Annotated in this window: 15 protein-coding genes; 5 read left to right on the plus strand and 10 right to left on the minus strand. The window is 60.6% G+C overall.

What is annotated here, in order from left to right:
• The first annotated feature begins 19 nt into the window (after positions 1-19).
• Positions 20-2,083: an alpha-galactosidase gene (locus IE071_RS03345; RefSeq protein ID WP_189439741.1), complete on the plus strand. Its 2,064-nt coding sequence runs from the start codon at positions 20-22 to the stop codon at positions 2,081-2,083.
• A 167-nt stretch (positions 2,084-2,250) separates the two neighbouring features.
• Positions 2,251-4,113, plus strand: a complete 1,863-nt coding sequence (locus tag IE071_RS03350; RefSeq protein WP_189440872.1) for a beta-galactosidase — start codon at positions 2,251-2,253, stop codon at positions 4,111-4,113.
• A 105-nt stretch (positions 4,114-4,218) separates the two neighbouring features.
• Here IE071_RS03350 and IE071_RS03355 read toward each other — a convergent pair whose 3' ends face one another.
• The 4 genes from IE071_RS03355 to IE071_RS03370 form a co-directional block, all read right to left on the minus strand.
• Complete coding sequence (locus tag IE071_RS03355) at positions 4,219-5,376, minus strand: isovaleryl-CoA dehydrogenase (RefSeq protein WP_189439742.1); 1,158 nt, start codon at positions 5,374-5,376, stop codon at positions 4,219-4,221.
• Between the two features lie 290 nt (positions 5,377-5,666).
• Positions 5,667-6,770 (minus strand): Glu/Leu/Phe/Val dehydrogenase, encoded by a 1,104-nt coding sequence (locus IE071_RS03360; protein WP_189439743.1) that lies wholly within the window; start codon positions 6,768-6,770, stop codon positions 5,667-5,669.
• 278 nt (positions 6,771-7,048) lie between these two features.
• On the minus strand, positions 7,049-7,414 hold the full coding sequence (locus IE071_RS03365) for a YXWGXW repeat-containing protein (RefSeq protein WP_189439744.1): 366 nt from the start codon (positions 7,412-7,414) through the stop codon (positions 7,049-7,051).
• Between the two features lie 113 nt (positions 7,415-7,527).
• Entirely contained in the window at positions 7,528-7,854 is a 327-nt protein-coding gene (locus tag IE071_RS03370) for a YXWGXW repeat-containing protein (protein WP_189439745.1), read from the minus strand.
• Between the two features lie 144 nt (positions 7,855-7,998).
• Between IE071_RS03370 and IE071_RS03375 the strand changes: the two genes are divergently transcribed.
• Positions 7,999-8,601: a TetR/AcrR family transcriptional regulator gene (locus tag IE071_RS03375; RefSeq protein ID WP_189439746.1), complete on the plus strand. Its 603-nt coding sequence runs from the start codon at positions 7,999-8,001 to the stop codon at positions 8,599-8,601.
• Positions 8,602-8,612: 11 nt separating this feature from the next.
• On the plus strand, positions 8,613-9,548 hold the full coding sequence (locus IE071_RS03380; protein ID WP_189439747.1) for an alpha/beta fold hydrolase: 936 nt from the start codon (positions 8,613-8,615) through the stop codon (positions 9,546-9,548).
• 84 nt (positions 9,549-9,632) lie between these two features.
• Here IE071_RS03380 and IE071_RS03385 read toward each other — a convergent pair whose 3' ends face one another.
• On the minus strand, positions 9,633-10,475 hold the full coding sequence (locus IE071_RS03385; RefSeq protein WP_189439748.1) for an energy transducer TonB: 843 nt from the start codon (positions 10,473-10,475) through the stop codon (positions 9,633-9,635).
• Between the two features lie 374 nt (positions 10,476-10,849).
• Between IE071_RS03385 and IE071_RS03390 the strand changes: the two genes are divergently transcribed.
• Complete coding sequence (locus IE071_RS03390) at positions 10,850-14,311, plus strand: methylmalonyl-CoA mutase family protein (RefSeq protein ID WP_189439749.1); 3,462 nt, start codon at positions 10,850-10,852, stop codon at positions 14,309-14,311.
• 21 nt (positions 14,312-14,332) lie between these two features.
• On the opposite strand, the gene IE071_RS03395 is transcribed toward IE071_RS03390, so the two are convergent.
• The 5 genes from IE071_RS03395 to IE071_RS03415 form a co-directional block, all read right to left on the minus strand.
• Positions 14,333-17,305: an RNA-directed DNA polymerase gene (locus IE071_RS03395; protein WP_189439750.1), complete on the minus strand. Its 2,973-nt coding sequence runs from the start codon at positions 17,303-17,305 to the stop codon at positions 14,333-14,335.
• Positions 17,306-17,351: 46 nt separating this feature from the next.
• Positions 17,352-18,182, minus strand: a complete 831-nt coding sequence (locus IE071_RS03400) for a restriction endonuclease (RefSeq protein ID WP_189439751.1) — start codon at positions 18,180-18,182, stop codon at positions 17,352-17,354.
• Positions 18,183-18,364: 182 nt separating this feature from the next.
• On the minus strand, positions 18,365-18,862 hold the full coding sequence (locus IE071_RS03405; RefSeq protein WP_189439752.1) for an SRPBCC family protein: 498 nt from the start codon (positions 18,860-18,862) through the stop codon (positions 18,365-18,367).
• Between the two features lie 79 nt (positions 18,863-18,941).
• Positions 18,942-19,298 (minus strand): ArsR/SmtB family transcription factor, encoded by a 357-nt coding sequence (locus tag IE071_RS03410; protein WP_077445046.1) that lies wholly within the window; start codon positions 19,296-19,298, stop codon positions 18,942-18,944.
• A gap of 302 nt (positions 19,299-19,600) precedes the next feature.
• Positions 19,601-20,041, minus strand: coding sequence for a winged helix-turn-helix domain-containing protein (locus IE071_RS03415; RefSeq protein ID WP_189439753.1), 441 nt, complete (start codon positions 20,039-20,041; stop codon positions 19,601-19,603).
• Positions 20,042-20,378: the final 337 nt, after the last annotated feature.

Consider the following 20,378-nt stretch of genomic DNA (forward strand, 5'->3'; position numbering starts at 1 on the left):
ATCATCACAAGAGGTAGTCATGCCAGCATCGCGTCTCCAATCCTTTCGCTCGCCGTGCGTGAATCTGCTGGCTTCCTGCCTGCTTGCTGCGCTGGTGGGTTTCAGCACGGCGCATGCCGAGAACAGCGTCGCCACCGACAAGCGGGTGCTCGATCCCGGCACGGCGGCGTTCGTCGACCAGCAAGGCGCGGAGAGCTTCGGCAACGCCGCGATCGAGGCGCGCTGGAAGCTCGACGGGCAGCATCTCGTCGATATGACAGTGGCCGACCGCGTGCACGGCCGTACGTTTTCCGTGCCCGCACCGTTCACGCTGGTGCTGGCTGATGGCAGCACGCTCAAGGCGTCCGACATGAGCCTGCTGTCGTCGCCGCGCGTGGTGGCGTTGCCGGTAGACGCGCAGGCCTCGCAGTTTTCCGCCCGGCTTCCCGGCAAGGCGGTCGAGGCCAGCTTCGGTGATGCGGACGGTCGCTTTCGCGTGGACTGGAAACTCGTGCAGCGCGACGGCTCGCCCTATCTGCGCGAGGAGGTGAGCATCAGTGCGCTGAAGCAGGACGAGAAGATCGCCAAGGTATCGCTGCTGCAATCGCAGGTGGGCGATGCCGAGGTGGTGGGCACGGCCAACGGTTCGCCCGTGGTGGCTGGCGATGTCTACCTCGGCTTCGAGAACCCGCTATCCGACAGCACGGCATATCACCATGAAGCAAAGCTCACGTTGTCGCGCACGTTGCCGCTGGAGAAGGGCAAGACGGTGGACTACTCGGCGGTGGTCGGCGTGGTGCGCGACGGCCAGCTGCGCCGCGACTTCAACGGTTACGTCGAGCGCGAACGCGCGCATCCGTACCGCACGTTCCTGCACTACAACTCCTGGTACGACATCGGCTTCTTCACCCCGTACACCGAGGCGGAGGCGCTGGATCGCATCAACACGTTCGGCGAGGAACTCAGCGTCAAGCGCGGCGTGAAGCTCGACTCGTTCCTGTTCGACGACGGCTGGGACGACCGCAGGGGCAGCTGGAATTTCAGCAAGGATTTTCCGCACGGCTTTGTGCCGCTGCGTGAGGCGGCCGCGAAGTACGACGCAGCCCCGGGCGTGTGGTTGTCGCCGTGGGGCGGCTACAGCAAACCGCAGCAGGAGCGCCTGCAGAACGGCAAGGCCGCCGGTTACGAGATCAACGAGGGCGGCTTCGAGCTGTCCGGTCCGAAGTATTACCAGCGCTTCCACGATGTGGTGCTGAGTCTGCTGGACAAGAACGGTGTCAATCAGTTCAAGTTCGACGGCACCGGCAACGTCAGCAGTGTGTTTCCGGGCAGCCGCTTCGACAGCGACTTCGCCGCGGCGATCCAGTTGATCAACGATATCCGCAAGGACAAGCCGAACACCTTCATCAACCTGACCACCGGCACCTGGGCCTCGCCGTTCTGGCTTCGTTACGCCGACACCATCTGGCGCGACGGCGAGGACGACTGGTACACCGGCGTGGGCACGATGCGCGAGCAGTGGATCACCTACCGCGACCAGCAGACCTACCAGAACATCGTGTTGAAGGGACCGCTGTTCCCGATCAACTCGCTGATGCTCCACGGCATCATCTACGCGCAGAAGAACCCGCGCTTGAACACCGATCCGGGCCACGACTTCGCCAACGAAGTGCATTCCTACTTCGCCACCGGCACCGAGCTGCAGGAGATGTACATCACACCGTCCTTGTTGGCCAAGGAAGACTGGGACACGCTGGCGGAGGCCGCGAAATGGTCGCGCGCGAATGCCGATGTGCTGCGCGACACGCACTGGATCGGTGGCGATCCGGGCCGACTCGATGTCTACGGCTGGGGCGCGTGGTTGCCGAAGAAGTCGATCATCACGCTGCGCAATCCGGATGCGAAACCGCAGCTGGCGGTGATCGATCTGCAGCGGCAACTGGAGCTGCCGCAAGGGGCGGTGCGCAGTTTTCAGGTGAAAAATGTCTGGAAAACCGGCGTTAGCAACGTACCGGGTCAGCTGGATGCGGATCATGCAAGCACAATCCAGCTCGCGCCGTTTGAGGTGCTGACTCTGGAGCTGACCCCGACGACATCGCACTGATGAGGCCGACCAGCAGCATGGGTCGAAAAATCCGATGCCGGTTTCCCCGGCATCGGGTCTGGCAGGCAAGCTGATCGACCGATTTTCACTGAAGTGAAAACCGAAGTGATCGCAGCGTAGGTCAACATTTCTCGCATGGCATTCAACATTCCCGAGAAGAGGTCGTGATGCAACGCAGAGAGTTCCTGAAACTGTCGCTGCTGGCTCCCAGCCTGGCATACATGGGTCCGGCCATCGCGGCGAATGTGCTGGCGCGCCGCCTCGATCACGTGGCCCTGCCGGATGGACGTCCGCACCGGTTCGAGTTGGGCAAGCGGCAGTTCCTGCTGAATGGGCTGCCGTTCCAGATCCGCAGCGGCGAGATGCATCCGATCCGTATCCCGGTCGAGTACTGGCGTCAGCGCATTCGGATGGCCAAGGCGATGGGGCTCAACACCATTGCGATCTACCTGATGTGGAATTCGATGGAGTCCGAGCCCGGCGTGTTCGACCTGAGCACCGGCAACCGCGACTTCGCGAAGTTCATCCGGCTGTGCCAGGAAGAGGGCATGTGGGTGTATCTGCGCCCCGGCCCCTACGTCTGCGGCGAGTGGGATCTCGGCGGCCTGCCCCCGTACCTGTTGCACCACCCGCACATCCGCCTGCGCGACAAGGACGACGCCGACTACATGGTGGCGGTGAGCCGCTACATCGGCAAAATCGCGCCCGTGGTGAAGCCGCTACTGGCGGAAAACGGCGGCCCGATCCTGATGGTCCAAGTGGAGAACGAGTACGCCTCGTTCGGCCATGACCTTGCGTATCTCAAGGCCGTTCAGGCGTTGTGGCAGCAGAACGGCATCCACGGGCCGTTCTCGATCGCCGATGGCCTCGGTCAGGTGCGCGAGGCCAGGACTTATCTACCTGGCGCGGCGCTAGGCATCGATGGCGACACCGATTTCGCGGGCGCGCAGGCCATTGCGGGCGAACTGCCGGTGTGGATGGGCGAGGGTTATCCCGGCTGGATCACCCACTGGGGCAAGCAGGAATTTTCGCGCGGCGATTTCGCCGGCACGCTGGCCAAGCTGATGGCCGAAGGCCGCTCATTCAACATGTACGTGGTGCACGGCGGTACCAACTTCGGCTTCAGCGCGGGCGCCAACGTGGAAGACGACCAGACGCAATTCCAGCCTGTCATCACCAGCTACGACTACGGTTCACCCATCAACGAACACGGCGCTCCCACGGCGGACTATCACGCCTTCCGCAAACTGATCGCCGCGCACCTCGCGCAGCCGCTGCCCGAGTTGCCGCCCGTGCCGCCGATGGCGAGCTTCCCGACCATCACGCCGCAACCGCATGCCTCGCTGTGGGACAACCTGCCCGCGGCGAAGCAGGTGCAACGCCCGCAGGCCAACGAACTGCTGTTCGCCCAGGATCACGGCATGGTGCTGTACCGCCGTGCGTTGAAGGGCGGCGGCGAGCTGGTGCTGGACGGCGTGCGTGACTACGCCACGGTGTTCCATGGCGGCCGCTACGTGGATTATGTCTCGCGCATGCAGCACCCCAAGTTGCGCGCGGGCAACAAGCTGCCACTGCCGGCGGGCGGCGAGGCGTCGCTGGAAGTGCTGGTCGACAGCTTCGGCCACGTGAACTACGGCCGCGCCATGGCGGACCGCAAGGGCCTCGTTGGCGAGGTGCAGCTCGATGGCAAGCCGCTGCAGGATTGGGAAGCCGTGAGCCTGCCGCTGGACGATGCATGGCTGGCCGCATTGAAACCGTTGAACGGCAAGCCCGCACGCCCGGGTGTGTTCTTCAAGGGCGTGCTGTCACTTGCGCAGTCTGGTGATTGCTATCTCGACATGGCGGACTGGGCCAAGGGCTACCTGTGGGTCAACGGCCACCTGCTCGGTCGCTACTGGAACATCGGCCCGCAGCAGCGCCTGTATTGCCCCGCGCCGTGGCTGCATGCCGGCGACAACGAGGTGCTGGTGTTCGACCTGCATCGCACAGAAGGAGCGGCGATCCGCAGTGCGGCCTCATTGAGCGCCTGACGATATCCCGGGAAATATTTTCACAGGGCATGCCCATGCGCGATGACTCGGGCTTTGGTCAAACGCCGGGGTCATTGCGCATGTGTCTCGAAGGAGAGCGTGCCGTCACGCCTTGCCGTGAAACAGCTCGCGCCCGATCAGCATGCGCCGGATCTCGTTGGTGCCGGCGCCGATCTCGTACAACTTCGCATCGCGCAGCAGGCGGCCGGCCGGGAACTCGTTGATGTAACCGTTGCCGCCAAGCGTCTGGATCGCTTCCAGCGCCACCTGCACCGCGTTGACCGAAGCATTGAGCAGACAGGCGGCCGGATCGATGCGCGACTTCACGCCGTTGTCGAACTGCTGCGCCACCATATAGGCGAAGCCGCGCGAACTCTGCAGCGCGGTGTACATGTCGGCGATCTTCGCCTGCATCACGCCGAACGTGCCGATCGGTGCATTGAACTGCTTGCGCTCGCGCACATAAGGCAGCGCGAGATCCAGCGCCGCCTGCATCAGGCCGATCGGGCCGCCGGACAGCACCAGCCGTTCGGTGTCCAGCCCGTTCATCAGCACGCGCACGCCTTCGTTGACTTCGCCGACGATGTTCTCGGCCGGGATCTCGCAATCCTCGAACACCAGCTCGCAGGTGTTGGAGCCGCGCATGCCGAGCTTGTCCAGCTTCTGCGCCGTGCTGAAACCCTTCATGCCCTTCTCGACGATGAAGGCCGTCATGCAGCGGCTGCCGGCGGTACGCGGCGCGGTGCGCATGTAGACCAGCAGCACGTCGGCGTCGGGGCCGTTGGTGATCCACATCTTGGTGCCGTTGGCGACCCACACGTCACCGCGCAGTTCGGCCTTGCAGCTCATCGAGCCAACCACGTCGGAGCCGGCGCCGGGTTCGCTCATCGCCAGCGCGCCGACGTGTTCGCCGCTGCACAGCTTCGGCAGATATTTTTTCCGCTGCGCTTCGTTGCCGTTGTGATAGATGTTGTTGACGCACAGGTTGGAGTGCGCGCCGTAGGACAGTCCGACCGAGCCGGATGCGCGCGAGATTTCCTCCATCGCCACCATGTGCGCCAGGAAACCCATGCCGCTGCCGCCGTACTCCTCGGCCACGGTGACGCCGAGCAGGCCCATCTCGCCGAACTTGCGCCACAGGTCGGCCGGGAACAGGTTGTCGCGATCGATGCGGTCGGCGCGCGGGGCGATTTCCTTTTCCGCAAACGCGTGCACGGACTCGCGCAACAGGTCGATGTCTTCTCCGAGCGGAAACGGACGCATCACGAACTCCTTGGGTATGCAGATGATCATTTTAGCGCGTGATGCGCTGACTATGCCGTTTGGCTCCCTCCCCTGCGTGCCCCAAGGGACTTCCTTCGGTCGCAGGGGAGGGTTGGGGAGGGGGCTCTTGCGATTGACTGGGTCTTTAAGCTGCAGAGCAAAAGCACCCCCTCCCAGCCTCCCCCTGCTTGCAGGGGGAGGGGTAAAGGAGAAAACAGTCACGCCAATCAGAAGCGCAACAAAAAAGCCGCCAATCAACCGGCGGCTTCTTCTGTAACGGGGCGTGTCGCTTACTGACCGCGCATACGGCCCTGGAAACGGGTGCCGTTGTTGCCCATGTGCGCCAGCTTGATCTTGCCGATCGCGTTGATGCGCTCTTCGGCCAGACGGTCGGCAGCCTTGTAGGTCGGGATGCTTTCGTTTTTGCTGATCTCGAAGATGCGGCCGAGGTTGTAATAGATCGTGCGCATCATGCGCATCGCGCGCTCGCGGTTGTAGCCGTCGATTTCCAGCGACACGTTCATCACGCCGCCGGCGTTGACCGCGTAATCCGGCGCATACAGCACGCCGCGGCGCTGCAGCTCGTCGCCGATCTCGTCAGTGGCCAGCTGGTTGTTGGCCGGCCCGCAGATGATCTTCGCCTTGATGCGGTCGATGGTCTGCTCGTTGACGGTGCCGCCCAACGCGCACGGCGAGTACACGTCGGCGTCGACATCGTAGATCTCGTCCAGGCCGACCGCTTCGCAGCCCAGCTCGTCGACGCAGCGCTGCACGGCTTCCTTGTTGATGTCGGTGACGAACACCTTGGCGCCCTGTTCGCGCAACAGCTTGATGTACTCGCCGCCGACGTGACCGCAACCCTGCACGGCGTAGCTGTACTTGCCCACGTCTTCGTTGCCGTTCTTGAACTGCAGCGCGGCCATCAGGCCCTGCAGGGTGCCGTAGGCGGTAAACGGCGACGGGTCGCCCGAACCACCGTGCACCTGGTGCACGCCGGTGACGTACTCGGTTTCACGGAACACGTATTCCATGTCGTTGACGTCGATGCCGACGTCCTCGGCGGTGATGTAGCGGCCGTTCAACGAGTTGACGAAGCGGCCGAACGCGCGGAACAGCGCTTCGGACTTGTCCTTGCTCGGATCGCCGATGATCACGGCCTTGCCGCCGCCCAGGTTCAGACCGGCCACGGCGTTCTTGAAGGTCATGCCGCGCGACAGGCGCAGCACGTCGTTCACCGCCTCCTGCTCGGTCTTGTACGGCCACATGCGCAGACCGCCGAGCGCAGGGCCCAGCACCGTGTTGTGAATCGCGATGATGGCCTTCAGGCCGGCGTCCTTGTTGTGGCAGAAGACGACTTCTTCGTGACCCGTGTTGGCGATGGTTTCAAAGATCATTGGAACGGTGACTCCATGATTTATGGTGCCGGAGGGCATCTACAAATGGGCGGCGGAGAGTGTTGTCGGGACCCCGCCAGAGGGCTGTCAAAACGCCGGAAACTCATCGCCCCGACCGAGGCCGGGGCGAGAATCAAAGCGCGAAGTTTAATACTTCGCCCCGGCAGATGGTGACGCGGCGCAACAAACCGCAGGCGTATGGAATGCCAGTCCGGATGAAGAAACGCCCCGCAAGCGGGGCGTTTCTTGCCATCAGGCCAGGTCGAATCGACTCGGGATCAGCCGGTCACCCAGACACCGGCGCGCCAGTGCCAGCCGTCGCTGCGCTGTTCCCAGTGCGGGTGCGCATAGTGGTGGCCGGGTCGGATCGGCTCCCAATGGCCGCGTTCAGCCACGTAGTGGCGGCCATCCCAGCGCCAGTAGCCACGGGCCCAGACAAAGCCGGGTCGCTCCACGACGTTTTCCACGAACATCGGCGGCGGCGGTTGTGGTGCCACCACTTCTTCGACGTACTCGCGCTGCACGACAGGCCGCTGTTCGTAAACCACCGGCGGACGCGGGCGCGGGGCCGGCTCCACCACACAGCCAGCCGCCAGAGCGGTCACGGCAGCAAGGGAGGCTAGGGCAACAAGGCGAATGGACATGGTCAGCAGTCTTCCTGATCAGGGTTGAGGATGTGCCGCGGTGATGCGTGACGTAGTGTCACGGGGCGGACGCCTGCATGGCAGCTGTCCGCCCTTCGCAGGTTGTTGCGCGTTCAGCGGCCCCAGTAGCCCTGGTGGAAGCGCCAGCCGCGATGACCGTGCACCCAATAGGCCGGGCGATAGTGGTAACCCGGACGGGCACGGACCCAATAGCCACCGGCCCACACATGGCGTCGGCCATCCCAGCGCCAGTAACCCGGTGCCCACACGTAACCTGCGCGGGGCGGCGGCACACGCTCGAAGCGCGGTGCCGGCGGCCCGACGTTGATGCCGACGCCGACCGAAACCTGGGCCGCGGCCGGCGGCGCGTAGGTCAGGCCGGCACAGGTCAGGCCGAGTCCGGCGAGCAGTGCCAGCTTGAGCGGCAGCGTGTTTTTCATGGTGTTCTCCGTCAGCGCCGCAACACGCGGCATGCAGTATGGAAAAACGAGACGCGTGAAAATTTGTTGACCTTGTCCGGCCGCCTTGTTCAGGTTCGGGTTGGGCTGTTGAAATAAAACGAACGGTCGTGCTATTTTTAGTTAATGACGACCACTACCGCTCCCGGCAAACGCGCCAACACGCGCGAGACCATCCTCGACCACGCCTATGCGCTGGCCCGCCACGACGGGCTGGAAGGCCTGTCGATCGGCACGCTGGCGGCAGCTGTGGGGATGTCCAAGAGTGGTGTGTTCGCCCATTTCGGTTCGCGTGAAGAGCTGCAGCTGGCCGTACTTGATGCGGGCGGACAGCGCTTCATGACCACGGTGCTGCTGCCTGCGTTGAAGCAACCGCGTGGTCTGCCACGCCTGCGAGCCATCGTCGCCAGCTGGTCCGAATGGGTGCGCGAGCATCAAAGCGGCTGTGTGCTGCTTTCCGCGGCCAGCGAATACGATGGACGAAATGGTGCGCTGCACGATAAGGTGGTTTCACAGCAGGTCGATTGGCGCGGCGGGTTGCAGACGGCCATCGCGCAGGCCGTGACGGAAGGGCAGCTGCGTGCCGATACGGATACCGCCCAGCTCGCGTTCGAGATCTACGCACTGATGCTCGGCCTGCACCACGACGCCGGGTTGTTCGGGTTCGACGAGGCCGGCCAACGCGCCGCGCAGGCCTTCGAGCGTCTCTGGCGCAGCTGGCAAAGCTGAGGAAGACAACCATGTCCTCCAAATCCACCACCGCGATCCATCGTCCCGGTTTCGCCGCCCGCTTCAAGCTGGGTACCGTGCGTGCCGGTTTTGCTTTTGGCAGCCGGCTGGCGCCGCAGCGCACGGTGAATCGCGCCGCGCAGCTGTTCGCCACCCCGTTCGCCAGCAGCCGCACTCGTGCGCAGGCCGTGCAGGGCGATGACGAGATGCAGCGCAGCCAGCTTCAGATCAACGGCGAAACCATCGCTACCTATGTCTGGGGCGATCCGGTGCTGCAACCCTACGCGTTGCTGGCGCATGGCTGGTCGAGCTTCGGCCTGCGTTTCCTGCCGTGGGTGGCCCGGCTTCGCGCAGAGGGTTTCGCCGTGGTCACGTTCGACCAGCCGGGGCACGGCTACAGCAGCGGCAAGCTGTGCACCTTGCCGGAATTCACCGAGACCGTGCACGCGATCGGCCAGTACTACGGCGAGGCCGCGCTGGCGATTGGCCACTCGCTCGGTGGCGCTGCCATCACTCTGGCGCAGGACCAGGCCTGGCACGCCCGCAAACTGATCCTGGTGGCGCCCGCCATCGACATGGCCGCCGCCGCGGGTCGCTTCTTTCGTTTCGTGCATCTGGGCGAAAACCTGCGCGAAGCGTTCTACCTGTGGCTGCTGCGCCGCACCGGCGTCAGCGTGGAGCAGTTGCAGGTGCATCGTCATCTGCCCGCGCTGGGTGTGCCTGGCCTGATCGTGCACGACCTCGACGACGAGGATGTGCCGTGGAGCGAGGGTGAGCGTTACGCCCAGTTCTGGCCTGGTGCACGGCTGTTCACCACTGAAGGACTTGGCCACCGCCGCGTGCTGGATGCACCCGAGGTGATCGATGCCGCGCTCGCCTTCGTGCGCGGCGGGTCGGTGGGCCAGCGCGTGGTGGGTTCGCTCAACCTGCCATACGGCGTGGCTTAAAGCCTCGGTTGGCGCACAACAATCTGCACGCCATGGCGGGGCGGCAGCGCCCGTCCTGACCCAACGGACGGGCGCTGCAGCGTGTCAGCTGTGGTTGAGCGGGGAGAGCAGGGTAGGGCCTGCGCCGTCGGTCTGCACGCTATCGTCGACGAGAGCGTCGGCTGCGTTCATGTCGGGCTTGTCGACCCAGGGCGCCGGTGTATACGGCCCGGGGATGTAGCTCACCCAGGTGCGATTGGGTTGGGGCGCATTGACTACATTCAATGTGTAGTTGACAGGAACATGCGCGGTCCAGCTGTCCTGCTTTGCCAGCGGTCCCGTCGTTGGGATCGCGTAGCTCCACTGGCGCGCCGCCTTGAGGGCCGACTCGGCCAGGATCGCGCGATATTGCTTGATTATGCGATCAGGGCCGGTGTTGCCGAGGTTGACCTGTTCGGCGGTGGCATCGACCACGTGACCGCTGCGATCCACGCGCAACGCTAGGTACACCGTTCCCTGCACGCGGCCGCGTACTGCTGCCTCGGGATATCGCGGCGGGATTCTCTTGTTTTCCTCGGTAGTGTGCAGCGTATCGGTGGAATCCGTGCTGCTGTCGCCGAACGTGGCGCCCTTGATGCGCGCACTGTAGTTGCCGTCGGATGTCTTCTTGAGCACGACCCGGACATGCATGCTGCTCTTGGCGACCACGGGTTCGTCATGGCGCAGCACGGGGTGGAATCGCCACTGCAATGCAGCGTTGCGCACCAGGTCCGCGATGGGCTGCCCGTACTTGGCCGCGTCGTCGATGACCGCAGTCTGCACCGTGCCGTCCTTCGCGAGCACGATGGTTCCACTGACGACGGCAGAGGACTCGATATCCTCGATGGAGCTGGCCTGGGCGGTCATCGTCGCCATGGCGAGAAGTGCGCCGAGCATTGCTTTCTTCATGCGTGCTTTCCCCTTGTGAGGTTGCGTGAACTCAATCAGTCCTGCGCGGCATGCGGGCCAGTGGGACCCGATGGGGCCGGTGCCCGAGCCGCTTTCGGCAGCCATGCTCCCGTTTGCGCCGCGCTCGACAACGCCATCCCGGTCATGGTGGCTCGCTCTGCCTTTTCGTGACTTCCCCTAGGCGGGCATCCGATGGATGCCGCATCGTCGGCGTCGAGTATGCAAGCAAACTGTGGCTTGCGTAAGCCAGTCCGGGTGTGTCCGAATTCCGTCGAGATCATCGCGTCCATACGCTCCGGTACGCGCAGCAGCAAACCCTTGGCACCGATCCCCATTAGAATCGACAAGTTCAAGCACACGATGCCGGAGTTGCCATGAGTTCCCCCGCCAAGCACGTTCCCGCCGGCGCCACGCAGGCTGAAGCCACGCCGCTGCGTTTCGTTACCGCCGCCAGCCTGTTCGATGGCCACGACGCGGCGATCAACATCATGCGCCGCATCATCCAGTCGCAGGGCGCGGAGGTGATCCACCTCGGCCACAACCGCTCGGTGGAAGACGTGGTGCGCGCCGCGCTGCAGGAAGACGCCGACGCGATCGCGCTGTCGTCCTACCAGGGCGGCCACGTCGAGTACTTCAAGTACATGGTCGACATGCTGAAGGAGCGCGGCGCCGGCCACATCCGCGTGTTCGGCGGCGGCGGCGGCACCATCACGCCGGAAGAGATCAAGGAGCTGCAGGCCTACGGCGTCGAGCGCATCTACCACCCGAACGACGGTATGAAGCTCGGTCTCACCGAGATGATCGAGGACGTGATGCATCGCGCCGGTTCGGCCGCGATCAAGCGCGCCGAATCCGAAACCAGCGCCGTACCCAAGGTCGACATCGACGACGAAATCTCGATCGGCCACATGCTCTCGGCGATCGAGGAAGGCAAGCTCAGCGACGCGGAACTCGAACACCAGCGCAAGCAGTGGAAGCTCGCCGGCAAGCACACACCTGTGCTCGGCCTCACCGGAACCGGCGGCGCCGGCAAGTCGTCGGTGGTGGACGAACTGCTGCTGCGCTTCCTGCACGCGTTCCCGCAGATGCGCATTGCCGTGCTCGCGGTCGATCCCACGCGTCGCCGTTCCGGTGGCGCGCTGCTCGGCGACCGCATCCGCATGAACTCACTGCGCAGCCATCGCGTCTACATGCGCTCAATGGCCACCCGCCGCCAGCACGCCGCCACCAGCATCGTGCTGCACGACTGCATCGATTTCCTGAAGAGCCAGCCGTACGACCTCGTCATCGTCGAAACCGCCGGCATCGGCCAGAGCGATTCGGAGATCGTCGACCTGGTCGACTTCCCGGTCTACGTGATGACCAGCGAATACGGCGCCGCCAGCCAGCTCGAGAAGATCGACATGATCGACTACGCCGAGCTCGTGGTGCTCAACAAGTTCGACAAGCGCGGCGCCGAAGACGCGCTGCGCGACGTGCGCAAGCAGTGGAAGCGCAACCGCACCGCCTTCACCCTGAAAGACGAAGACGTGCCGGTGTATCCCACCATCGCCAGCCAGTTCAACGATCCGGGCGTGACCTGGATGTTCTCGAACCTGTGCCGCCTGATGCGCGACAAGCTCAAGCTGCCGGAAGAGAAATGGTCGCCGCAGCTCGACACCACCCTGAAATCGCCGCGCGCCACCGTGCTGATTCCCGGCTCGCGCGTGCGCTACCTCGCCGAGATCGCCGAGCAGGGTCGCAGCATCAACAGCGGCATCGAGCACCAGGCCGTCTACGCCAGCAAGGCGCAGCACTACTACGAAGCGCTGAAGGAACTGGGCGACGACAAGCTGCCGCGCGCACTCGACCTGTATCACAGCGTCGACCTGCACGCCGAAGGCGACCGCTCGTTGATCACCCTGCGCCAACGCTACAACGCCGCGCTGAAAGAACTCAGCCACGAAGCCATCCACCAGCTGCGCGAGTGGCCGGCGCTGTACAAGTCGGTCACCGCCGACGTCAACGAATACAAGGTGCGCGACAAGGTCATCCGCGTCGAGAACTACCGCGACTCGCTCAGCCACCAGAAGATTCCGAAAGTGGCGCCGCCGAAGTCGAAGGACTGGGGCGAGCTGGTCAGCTTCCTCGGTCGCGAGAACCTGCCGGGCCATTACCCGTACACCGGCGGCGTGTATCCGTATCGCCGCAGCGGTGAGGATCCCACCCGCATGTTCGCCGGCGAAGGCACGCCCGAGCGCACCAACCGCCGCTTCCACTACCTCAGCCAGGGCGGCGCCGCCACGCGTCTGTCCACTGCGTTCGACTCGGTCACGCTGTACGGCGAAGACCCCGCGCCGCGTCCGGACATCTTCGGCAAGATCGGCAACTCCGGCGTCAACATCGCCACCCTGGACGACATGAAGAAGCTGTACTCCGGCTTCGACCTCAGCGCGCCCAGCACCTCCGTCTCCATGACCATCAACGGCCCCGCACCGATGATCCTGGCGATGTTCATGAACACCGCGATCGACCAGAACGTCGAGAAGTACCTGCGCGCAGACGACGCCCGCTGGGCCGCCGCCGAAAAGAAGATCGCCGCGATCTACAAGAATGTGCAGCGCCCGCAATACCACGGTGAACTGCCCAAGGGTAACGAAGGCCTGGGCCTGGGCCTGCTCGGCGTCTCCGGCGATGAGCTGGTGGATGCGGAAACCTACGCGCGCATCAAGACGGAAACCCTGCAGGCGGTGCGCGGCACCGTGCAGGCCGACATCTTCAAGGAAGACCAGGCGCAGAACACCTGCATCTTCAGCACCGAATTCGCGCTGCGCATGATGGGCGACATCCAGCAGTACTTTGTCGACAACAAGGTGCGCAACTTCTACTCGGTGTCGATCTCCGGATATCACATCGCCGAAGCGGGCGCGAACCCGATCAGCCAGCTCGCCTTCACCCTGAGCAACGGCTTCACCATCGTCGAGTACTACCTCGCGCGCGGCATGAGCGTGGACGACTTCGCGCCCAACCTCAGCTTCTTCTTCTCCAACGGCATGGACCCGGAATACACCGTCATCGGTCGCGTCGCCCGCCGCATCTGGGCGCGCGCCATGCGCGAGCGCTACGGCGCCAGCGCACGCAGCCAGATGATGAAGTACCACATCCAGACCTCCGGCCGTTCGCTGCACGCGCAGGAAATCCAGTTCAACGACATCCGCACCACGCTGCAGGCGATGTACGCGCTGTTCGACAACTGCAACAGCTTGCACACCAACGCCTACGACGAAGCCATCACCACGCCCACCGAAGAAAGCGTGCGCCGCGCCGTGGCGATCCAGATGATCATCAACAAGGAACTGGGCCTCAACTTCAACGAGAATCCGTGGCAGGGCAGCTACGTCGTCGACGTGATCACCGACCTGGTGGAAGAAGCCGTGTACAAGGAGTTCGAGGCGATCAGCGAGCGTGGTGGCGTGCTCGGCGCGATGGACACCATGTACCAGCGCGGCAAGATCCAGGAAGAGTCGATGTACTACGAGCACAAGAAACACGACGGCTCGCTGCCACTGATCGGCGTCAACACCTTCCTGCCGAAAGACCACGGCGGCGAGATCGCCACCGAGATCGAACTGATCCGTTCCACCGAAGAAGAGAAGGGCCAGCAGATAGCCAACGTGAAGCGCTACGGCGAGGCACGCAATGCGCTGGCGTCAGACAGTCTCAAGGTGCTGCAGGTGACGGCGCGTGATCGACGCAATGTGTTCGAGCAGCTGATCGAGGCGGTGAAGTACAACTCGCTGGGGCAGATCTCGCATGCGCTATATGACGTGGGCGGGGAGTATCGGCGGAATATGTAGGGCGTGCATGTAAACCCTTTTCTATTTTCGCATAGGTGATTTTTTATAGCCTATTGGCCACGGCTTAAAGGGTTTGCCGGGCGGCCGGGTCGCGCTCTGATATTTTCTTAGCGCGCGATAATCAATTTTTGCAGAAACAAAAAAGTCGTTTGTCCCACCCTTGATTCGGATTAGGTCCCGCTCGTAGTCAATTTTTCGGGGTACTCGTATCCGGCTATCACCGTAAGTTCGGTTATTAACCTGGATAACATAAGAGTGTAGATCGAGAGCGGTGGATTCAACTAGCGAACCAAAAGTCTCAGTATCTGGGTTCCACTCGAGAACAAACAAAGCGTCTATATGTCCTTGGTAGTGAATTCTATTTTCGAGGGAAGTCAAATCACTGCACAGAAGAACCCCAAAAAAGAAGTCTCCATGGACGTATATTGCACGCGCGCTATCTAGATCATTTGCGCCGGATAGCGGCGGTCCGCCGGCAGCTTTAATTAGCTTCGCCTCATTGTGCGCAGGGAGAATTTTCTGTTGCTTTATCCAGACAGATGCTGAATACCCGGGCCAGTTGGTGGTTAGCGATAAGAAAGCATCACTAACCATTTTGGGTTTCTTAGTGATTTTGTCTTTAGAATGTTCGTATTCTAGACCACAAATAAAAGATATTCCCTTTTGGGCAAGCTTTTGAGCGGCACTATGCGCCCATCGAGCAGGCACGCTGCATTCTGGAAGGACGATATAAGTTGGTCTGACTTCATCTACTAAAATTTTATTTATTAAAGATTTAAATTTTTTGTATCTCTCATAGGATAGGTCGTGGCGGTTATTCACGCTCGCCTCCCACTGCGCATCAGTGGTTTCCCAGCTAGTAATAGTAACAACTAGATCTTTGCTGTGGCGTTTCGGGATTAAGACATGATCGGGTGAATCTGGGGGCTGCAAAACCTCCAGATTGGGCGATTTAAATCGCGCTATTCTGGCGCCGCGAAGCGCAAATATCGCGGCTTCTAGTAGCCTCGAGCGTTTGATAAGGCTTGGTGCTACTAGCGTAATTTCTGCGATCGACAATGGCCTGGTAGGAAAGACTAGAGCCGGCCACCACGGCTCCGGTAGCTGCGCTGCTTTTCTGAAGTTGCGAATCGCACCTAAACGCAGCGCCCTCCTAATCTCCAGCTGTTTGGGCACCAGCGGCGGGTTGACGTCTTTTTGAGTGCTCGTTAGCCAATGCTCGCGATAAGATCGGCGGCCCCAGTCTGCTAACAAGTATCTTTTCGAAATACCTCTGGCTTGTTCGATAGTTCGTGGTGCTCGGACTGCACTTATCAATGCAACTGCTTTTAGACAAGTGAGATAATTCTGGTTGAAGGGAAAACGAGCGACGGTGGAAGCTTGAATCGCCACCTGGGAAAAAGCTTGCGCGTAATACTGCAGACATAGCTCAAACTCTGTCGCCTTCTCAGAACCAGCAGTGCTAGTCTCTTTTAAAACTCTAACCACGTTGACGAAGTTCTGAATGAAGATGTCCGCATCAGAGTAGTCTCGACACGCTACCATTAACCCAAATACTCGATGGCTGTAGCTGAAGAATTCGAAGAAGCCTATAGGTGTAATTACGTGACGCTGCACTATGCCGTAGAATTTTTTTCTGAGTGAACGCCATTCGATTGGCTTCAAATCTCTGGCATAGGATTCAACGTCCCTCAACAAAAGAGAAAATCCCAGTCTTTTAATTGAGACGACGTCTGCCTTGCGTAGAGCGTCTGCTACAAGACTTGCGTTCGGCGTTGCGAGAAGAGACTGCGCGACCATCTCCGTACTGCTTTCCGGGAGCTCTGGAAGCAATCTATGCTCGCTCGACTGGACGCGAATATGCTCTGAGATATTTTTAATTAAATCTAGTCCGGAGGCTCCGTCGAGATTGAATATGCGCTGCTTCTTCGAACTGAAGATGATGCTCGACTTATGGGCGTAATCCAAGTTTACGGCTATATCTTTTCCAGTTATTCGAAGAAGATTTGGCATGCATGACGTAATCCATGTCATAACTTCCTCAGACGAGCTAAAGTCGGTATGTGATTCGATAACAAGAAAAATGTCGTCTACGTATCTTCCATAATACAAAGGCTTCAACCGCTTTACGATTTCGTCGTCAAACTCTTTCAATAAGACATTTGATATCACTTTTGAAGCTGAAAGACCTACGGGCAGCGACGAATCGGTAGGCGACGAATTTGGCAGGGACGCCTGATGCCATGTATGAATCGCTTTTTGCAGATTTTTTGTAAATTCGTACTGATTACTATTTAAATTTAAGCCTATCTTTTTAAGAAAAACTGGGTCGGTCAGAAATTCGGGGTTTATTTGATGGTAAAAACTCTTGGCGTCCATCGTTATTGCAATAATTTTTTTATCTTCGAGCAGCGCCTCGCGCATTATTGTCAAACCCTTTTCTCGCCAAGCCTTATACGCCGAATAATAGGGTGTAAAGAGGCCGTTTGCGTCAAGGTTTAGTGCGTGATCGAAACCGATGCGTCTCAGTCTGTTCCCATACGAACAGAAACTGCTCAATTTTTCGTCGTATAGATGTCCGACTCGAATTATCCAAAGCGCAGATATTATTTGCATATCTACGGTTGGCGAGATGACCAATCTAAACGACGCATTAAAGCGCGTAAATCCGTTTGCTTGATATTTTTGCACCCAATCTTTTTCAGCATTGGAGGTGCTAAAGTGTGATTTTGATTCCTGCTCGTTAGCGTTACTGTTTTCGTGATCAACGCTTTTTGGGCAATACAAATGCGACCCTATTCGCAACGGATTTGTGGTCCATTTTGAGCCATTTTTATTGAGTTCGGCTTTCAGTTTTCTTAAATTGACGGCGAGTTCGCGTTCGTATTCAACAAAAGCATTTGCGGTGAAGTGCGAGCTTTCGTAGAAAGCGTCTGCTTTGGCTTTTTTATATGCTTGATAGAGTTCGACTAATTTGAACACGAGTTCACCCACGGCAAATATTTCTTGGTAACAAAGGAGGCAGGGTTAGTCATTGCAATCATGCTGCTCTCGTACCTCGGCATGCCGGATATTTCGAGCAACCCCAAAAGTGATCTTTGGTTTGCCGATTCGACCGCTGGACCATATCGGCGCCGCACTTAGGACAGATTGGATTTGATGAAGATACCGGGTCAGGTGCGGCGGTAACGACGGGTCTGGTCGTTGCCATCGCCACTTTGGCTGGCGTCGGCGTCTGAACTTCGCGCACCATCGCAAGCAATGCCTCACCATGGATCAGCTCAATCGGTTTGCCTTGTGCAAAGCGCTGTGCGTCCACGGTGTAGTTACCTACCGCGACGATCTTCACCGCAGCGGCGCCGTGATGCGCTAGCAGACCAAACATTTCTCGTACAATCTTGACGTCGACACGCTGCGTCTTCCATTGCTTGCACTGTACGAGCATGGTCTTGCCATCTTTGCGCAGAATCAGGTCGATGCCACCATCAGCGCCGCCGAGCCCGGTTTCCTGGATCGTGTGGCCTTGGCGACGAAACGCTTCGCCTACCAGCATTTCAAATTCGCGCCAGCTCATGGCGCGCAGGCTGTCGAGTCCGGTTTGCTTTTCCAGAAGATCCCTACGCCGACGGCTGCCCATGATGGAAGCGAGCGCAGCCATCCAGCACAGAATCAGCGCGATCCATGCAAACGGGGCATAGGCCCCAGCTGAAAGTTGTCTTCCCATGGCCTGCCAGACAGGATTGTTCACCGTCGACATGTACCAGCCTATGCCGTAGCGAATCGCTACATAGGCAAAAATGCCCAGCACGAAACCGATGGGCCAAGGCATCGATGCCAGTAGCTCAATGCCGCCTTCCTTGCGCTTTGCCATTGCTCCCCCTGAGTCAATACGGCACTCCGTGCACCATACCGCGAAACCTAGCCATGAGAGGGCAAAAAGGTGTCAGGGACAATTTCTGATGGGAGATTGGCTCTTTGAATGAGCGTAAAAGGGGACGGAGGGAATTAAATTGAAATCATTGCCTCCGTCTCCTTTGTCGTGTGTCTTCTCCTTCACTGTGCAGCTTTGAACATGTCGTCGAGGCGGGTGTAGCTGTGCTCCATGCCGTCGGTCATGCCGGTGGAGACCGCGTCTTCACGCGCTTGCTTCGAAGCGAACGTCAGATTGCAGACGAGCGTAGTGACGCCGTTCTGCTCACTGAGTTCGAGTGACACGATGCATGGATCGCCAGTTGGCATGGCGAAGTCCATATCGCCCGGGTCGAAGTATTGTTCGTGGACCAGCTTCGACGGGTCGTTGACTTCGGTGAAAGTGCCGAGGAAGCCGAATCCCTTGCCGTCTTCGCGGCTTCTCCACTGCCATCTGTATTTGCCGCCGACGCGGACATCCATGTCGCACACCGGCATATCCCAGCCGTCATACCCCTGCCATTTCCGCACGAGTTCGGGGCGGGTATGCGCATCCCACACCAATTGGCGGGGCGCGTTGAAGGTACGCGTGACGCGGACTTCGCGATCACTGGGAAGTGTCACTTCTGCGGGCTTGGGCATGGTCTTCTCCTTGGTGTTTCGTCGTGATGGCGCGCCGCCATGAGGATGAACGGGCGAACAGCGCGCCGACATGTACGCGCTATTTTTTTGCTCGTTTGCGCCCGGACGGTTTGGCCTGGAGTTGCTCGATCAACGCATCGAGGCGCTGGTAGCTCTGTTCAAAGATCTCGCGGTAACGTTCGATCCAATCCACGGCCTCTTGCAATCGCTTCGGTTCCAGTTTGCGTGGACGCCGTTGCGCATCGACGTCCATCGAGATGAGGCCGGCGCGCTCAAGCACTTTCAGATGTTTGGAGATGGCTGGCTGGCTCATCTCGAACGGCTCGGCGAGTTCCGTCACCGTGGCCTCTCCCGTGGCCAGCCGCGCCAGGATGGCGCGACGGGTGGGGTCGGCCAGAGCGGCGAAGGTGAGGTTGAGACGTTCCGATGTTTGCATAGCCGCCTAGTTCCATAACTTATAAGTAATATACAAAGACCGGACTGACCGGTCAAGACCTGCGCAACAAAAAGGTGTCAGGGACAATTTCTGACAGCGGAATGGTTTCGGGGGATGAGGGTGAGGTGCGGCTCGCGCTGATCGTCAAAGGAAGGGCGCTGCGTAACCCTGTCGGACATGGCCCGACTTCCACGCTTCGAACTCGCCAGTGTTCCGTGACGCGTGGTGCAGCGGGGCAACAATCGTCTGCCGTGTTTTCTGGACGACGAGGATCGAAATTGTCCCTGACACCCTTTCGGTGGTTATCGCGCTACCAGCCGCGGCCTGAAGCGGCTGACATGCGCGGCCTCGACCCCTGTGAAGGTGTCATCGGGCGCGGGTTCGGTCACCACGTGACCGGGATGCGGCCGCCGATGCACCTCGGCCATGAAGCGATAACCGAGGGTATGCACGGTGGCGATGTAACGCGGATGGAGTGCCGAGTCGCCCAGGGCATGACGCAGCTGCGAAATGGCGTGGCTCAGTACGCCCGGGGTGACGTTGCGGTGGCCCCACGCTGCATCGAGCAACGTGTCCTTGTCGACCATAGTGCCGGCCTGCTCCAGCAGCGTCACGAGCACGGTATAGGTCTTGGGCTCCACTTGCCGGGCTTGACCGTCACGCTCCAGTCGGTGCGCGCATGGATCGACGACGAGGCCGTCGCATTGATAGATCCAGTTGTTGTCGAGTTCGGGGGGACGCATGATCGTGCCTGTCGATGACTCACCCTGCAGGCGAAGTGTGTGCCTGTCGTTGACCGGCGCCATCTGCCAGACGTAACACCTGCCGCATGGTCTGCGCCTGGTCGGTTGGGCACGATTTTTTCCCGGTGTTGCCGACGGGTCTCGAGCGGTGCGGGCGAAAACCGGCCTGGGTGTCGTGACACCTTTCCGGCGCGACGCGCAGCGTCTAGGGATGCGGTGCCAGCCATGGCGCCGGGAACGTACCAGACTGTTTTCCGGCAAGGCTGGTCGCACCCACGGGTACGGGCCAGGGAATGCGGGGCGGCGGTGCCAGCCCAGCTCCATCGCTTGAGCCGAC

It is taken from the genome of Rhodanobacter panaciterrae (genome assembly GCF_014651895.1).
In the GTDB taxonomy this organism is placed as follows: Bacteria; Pseudomonadota; Gammaproteobacteria; order Xanthomonadales; family Rhodanobacteraceae; genus Rhodanobacter; species Rhodanobacter panaciterrae.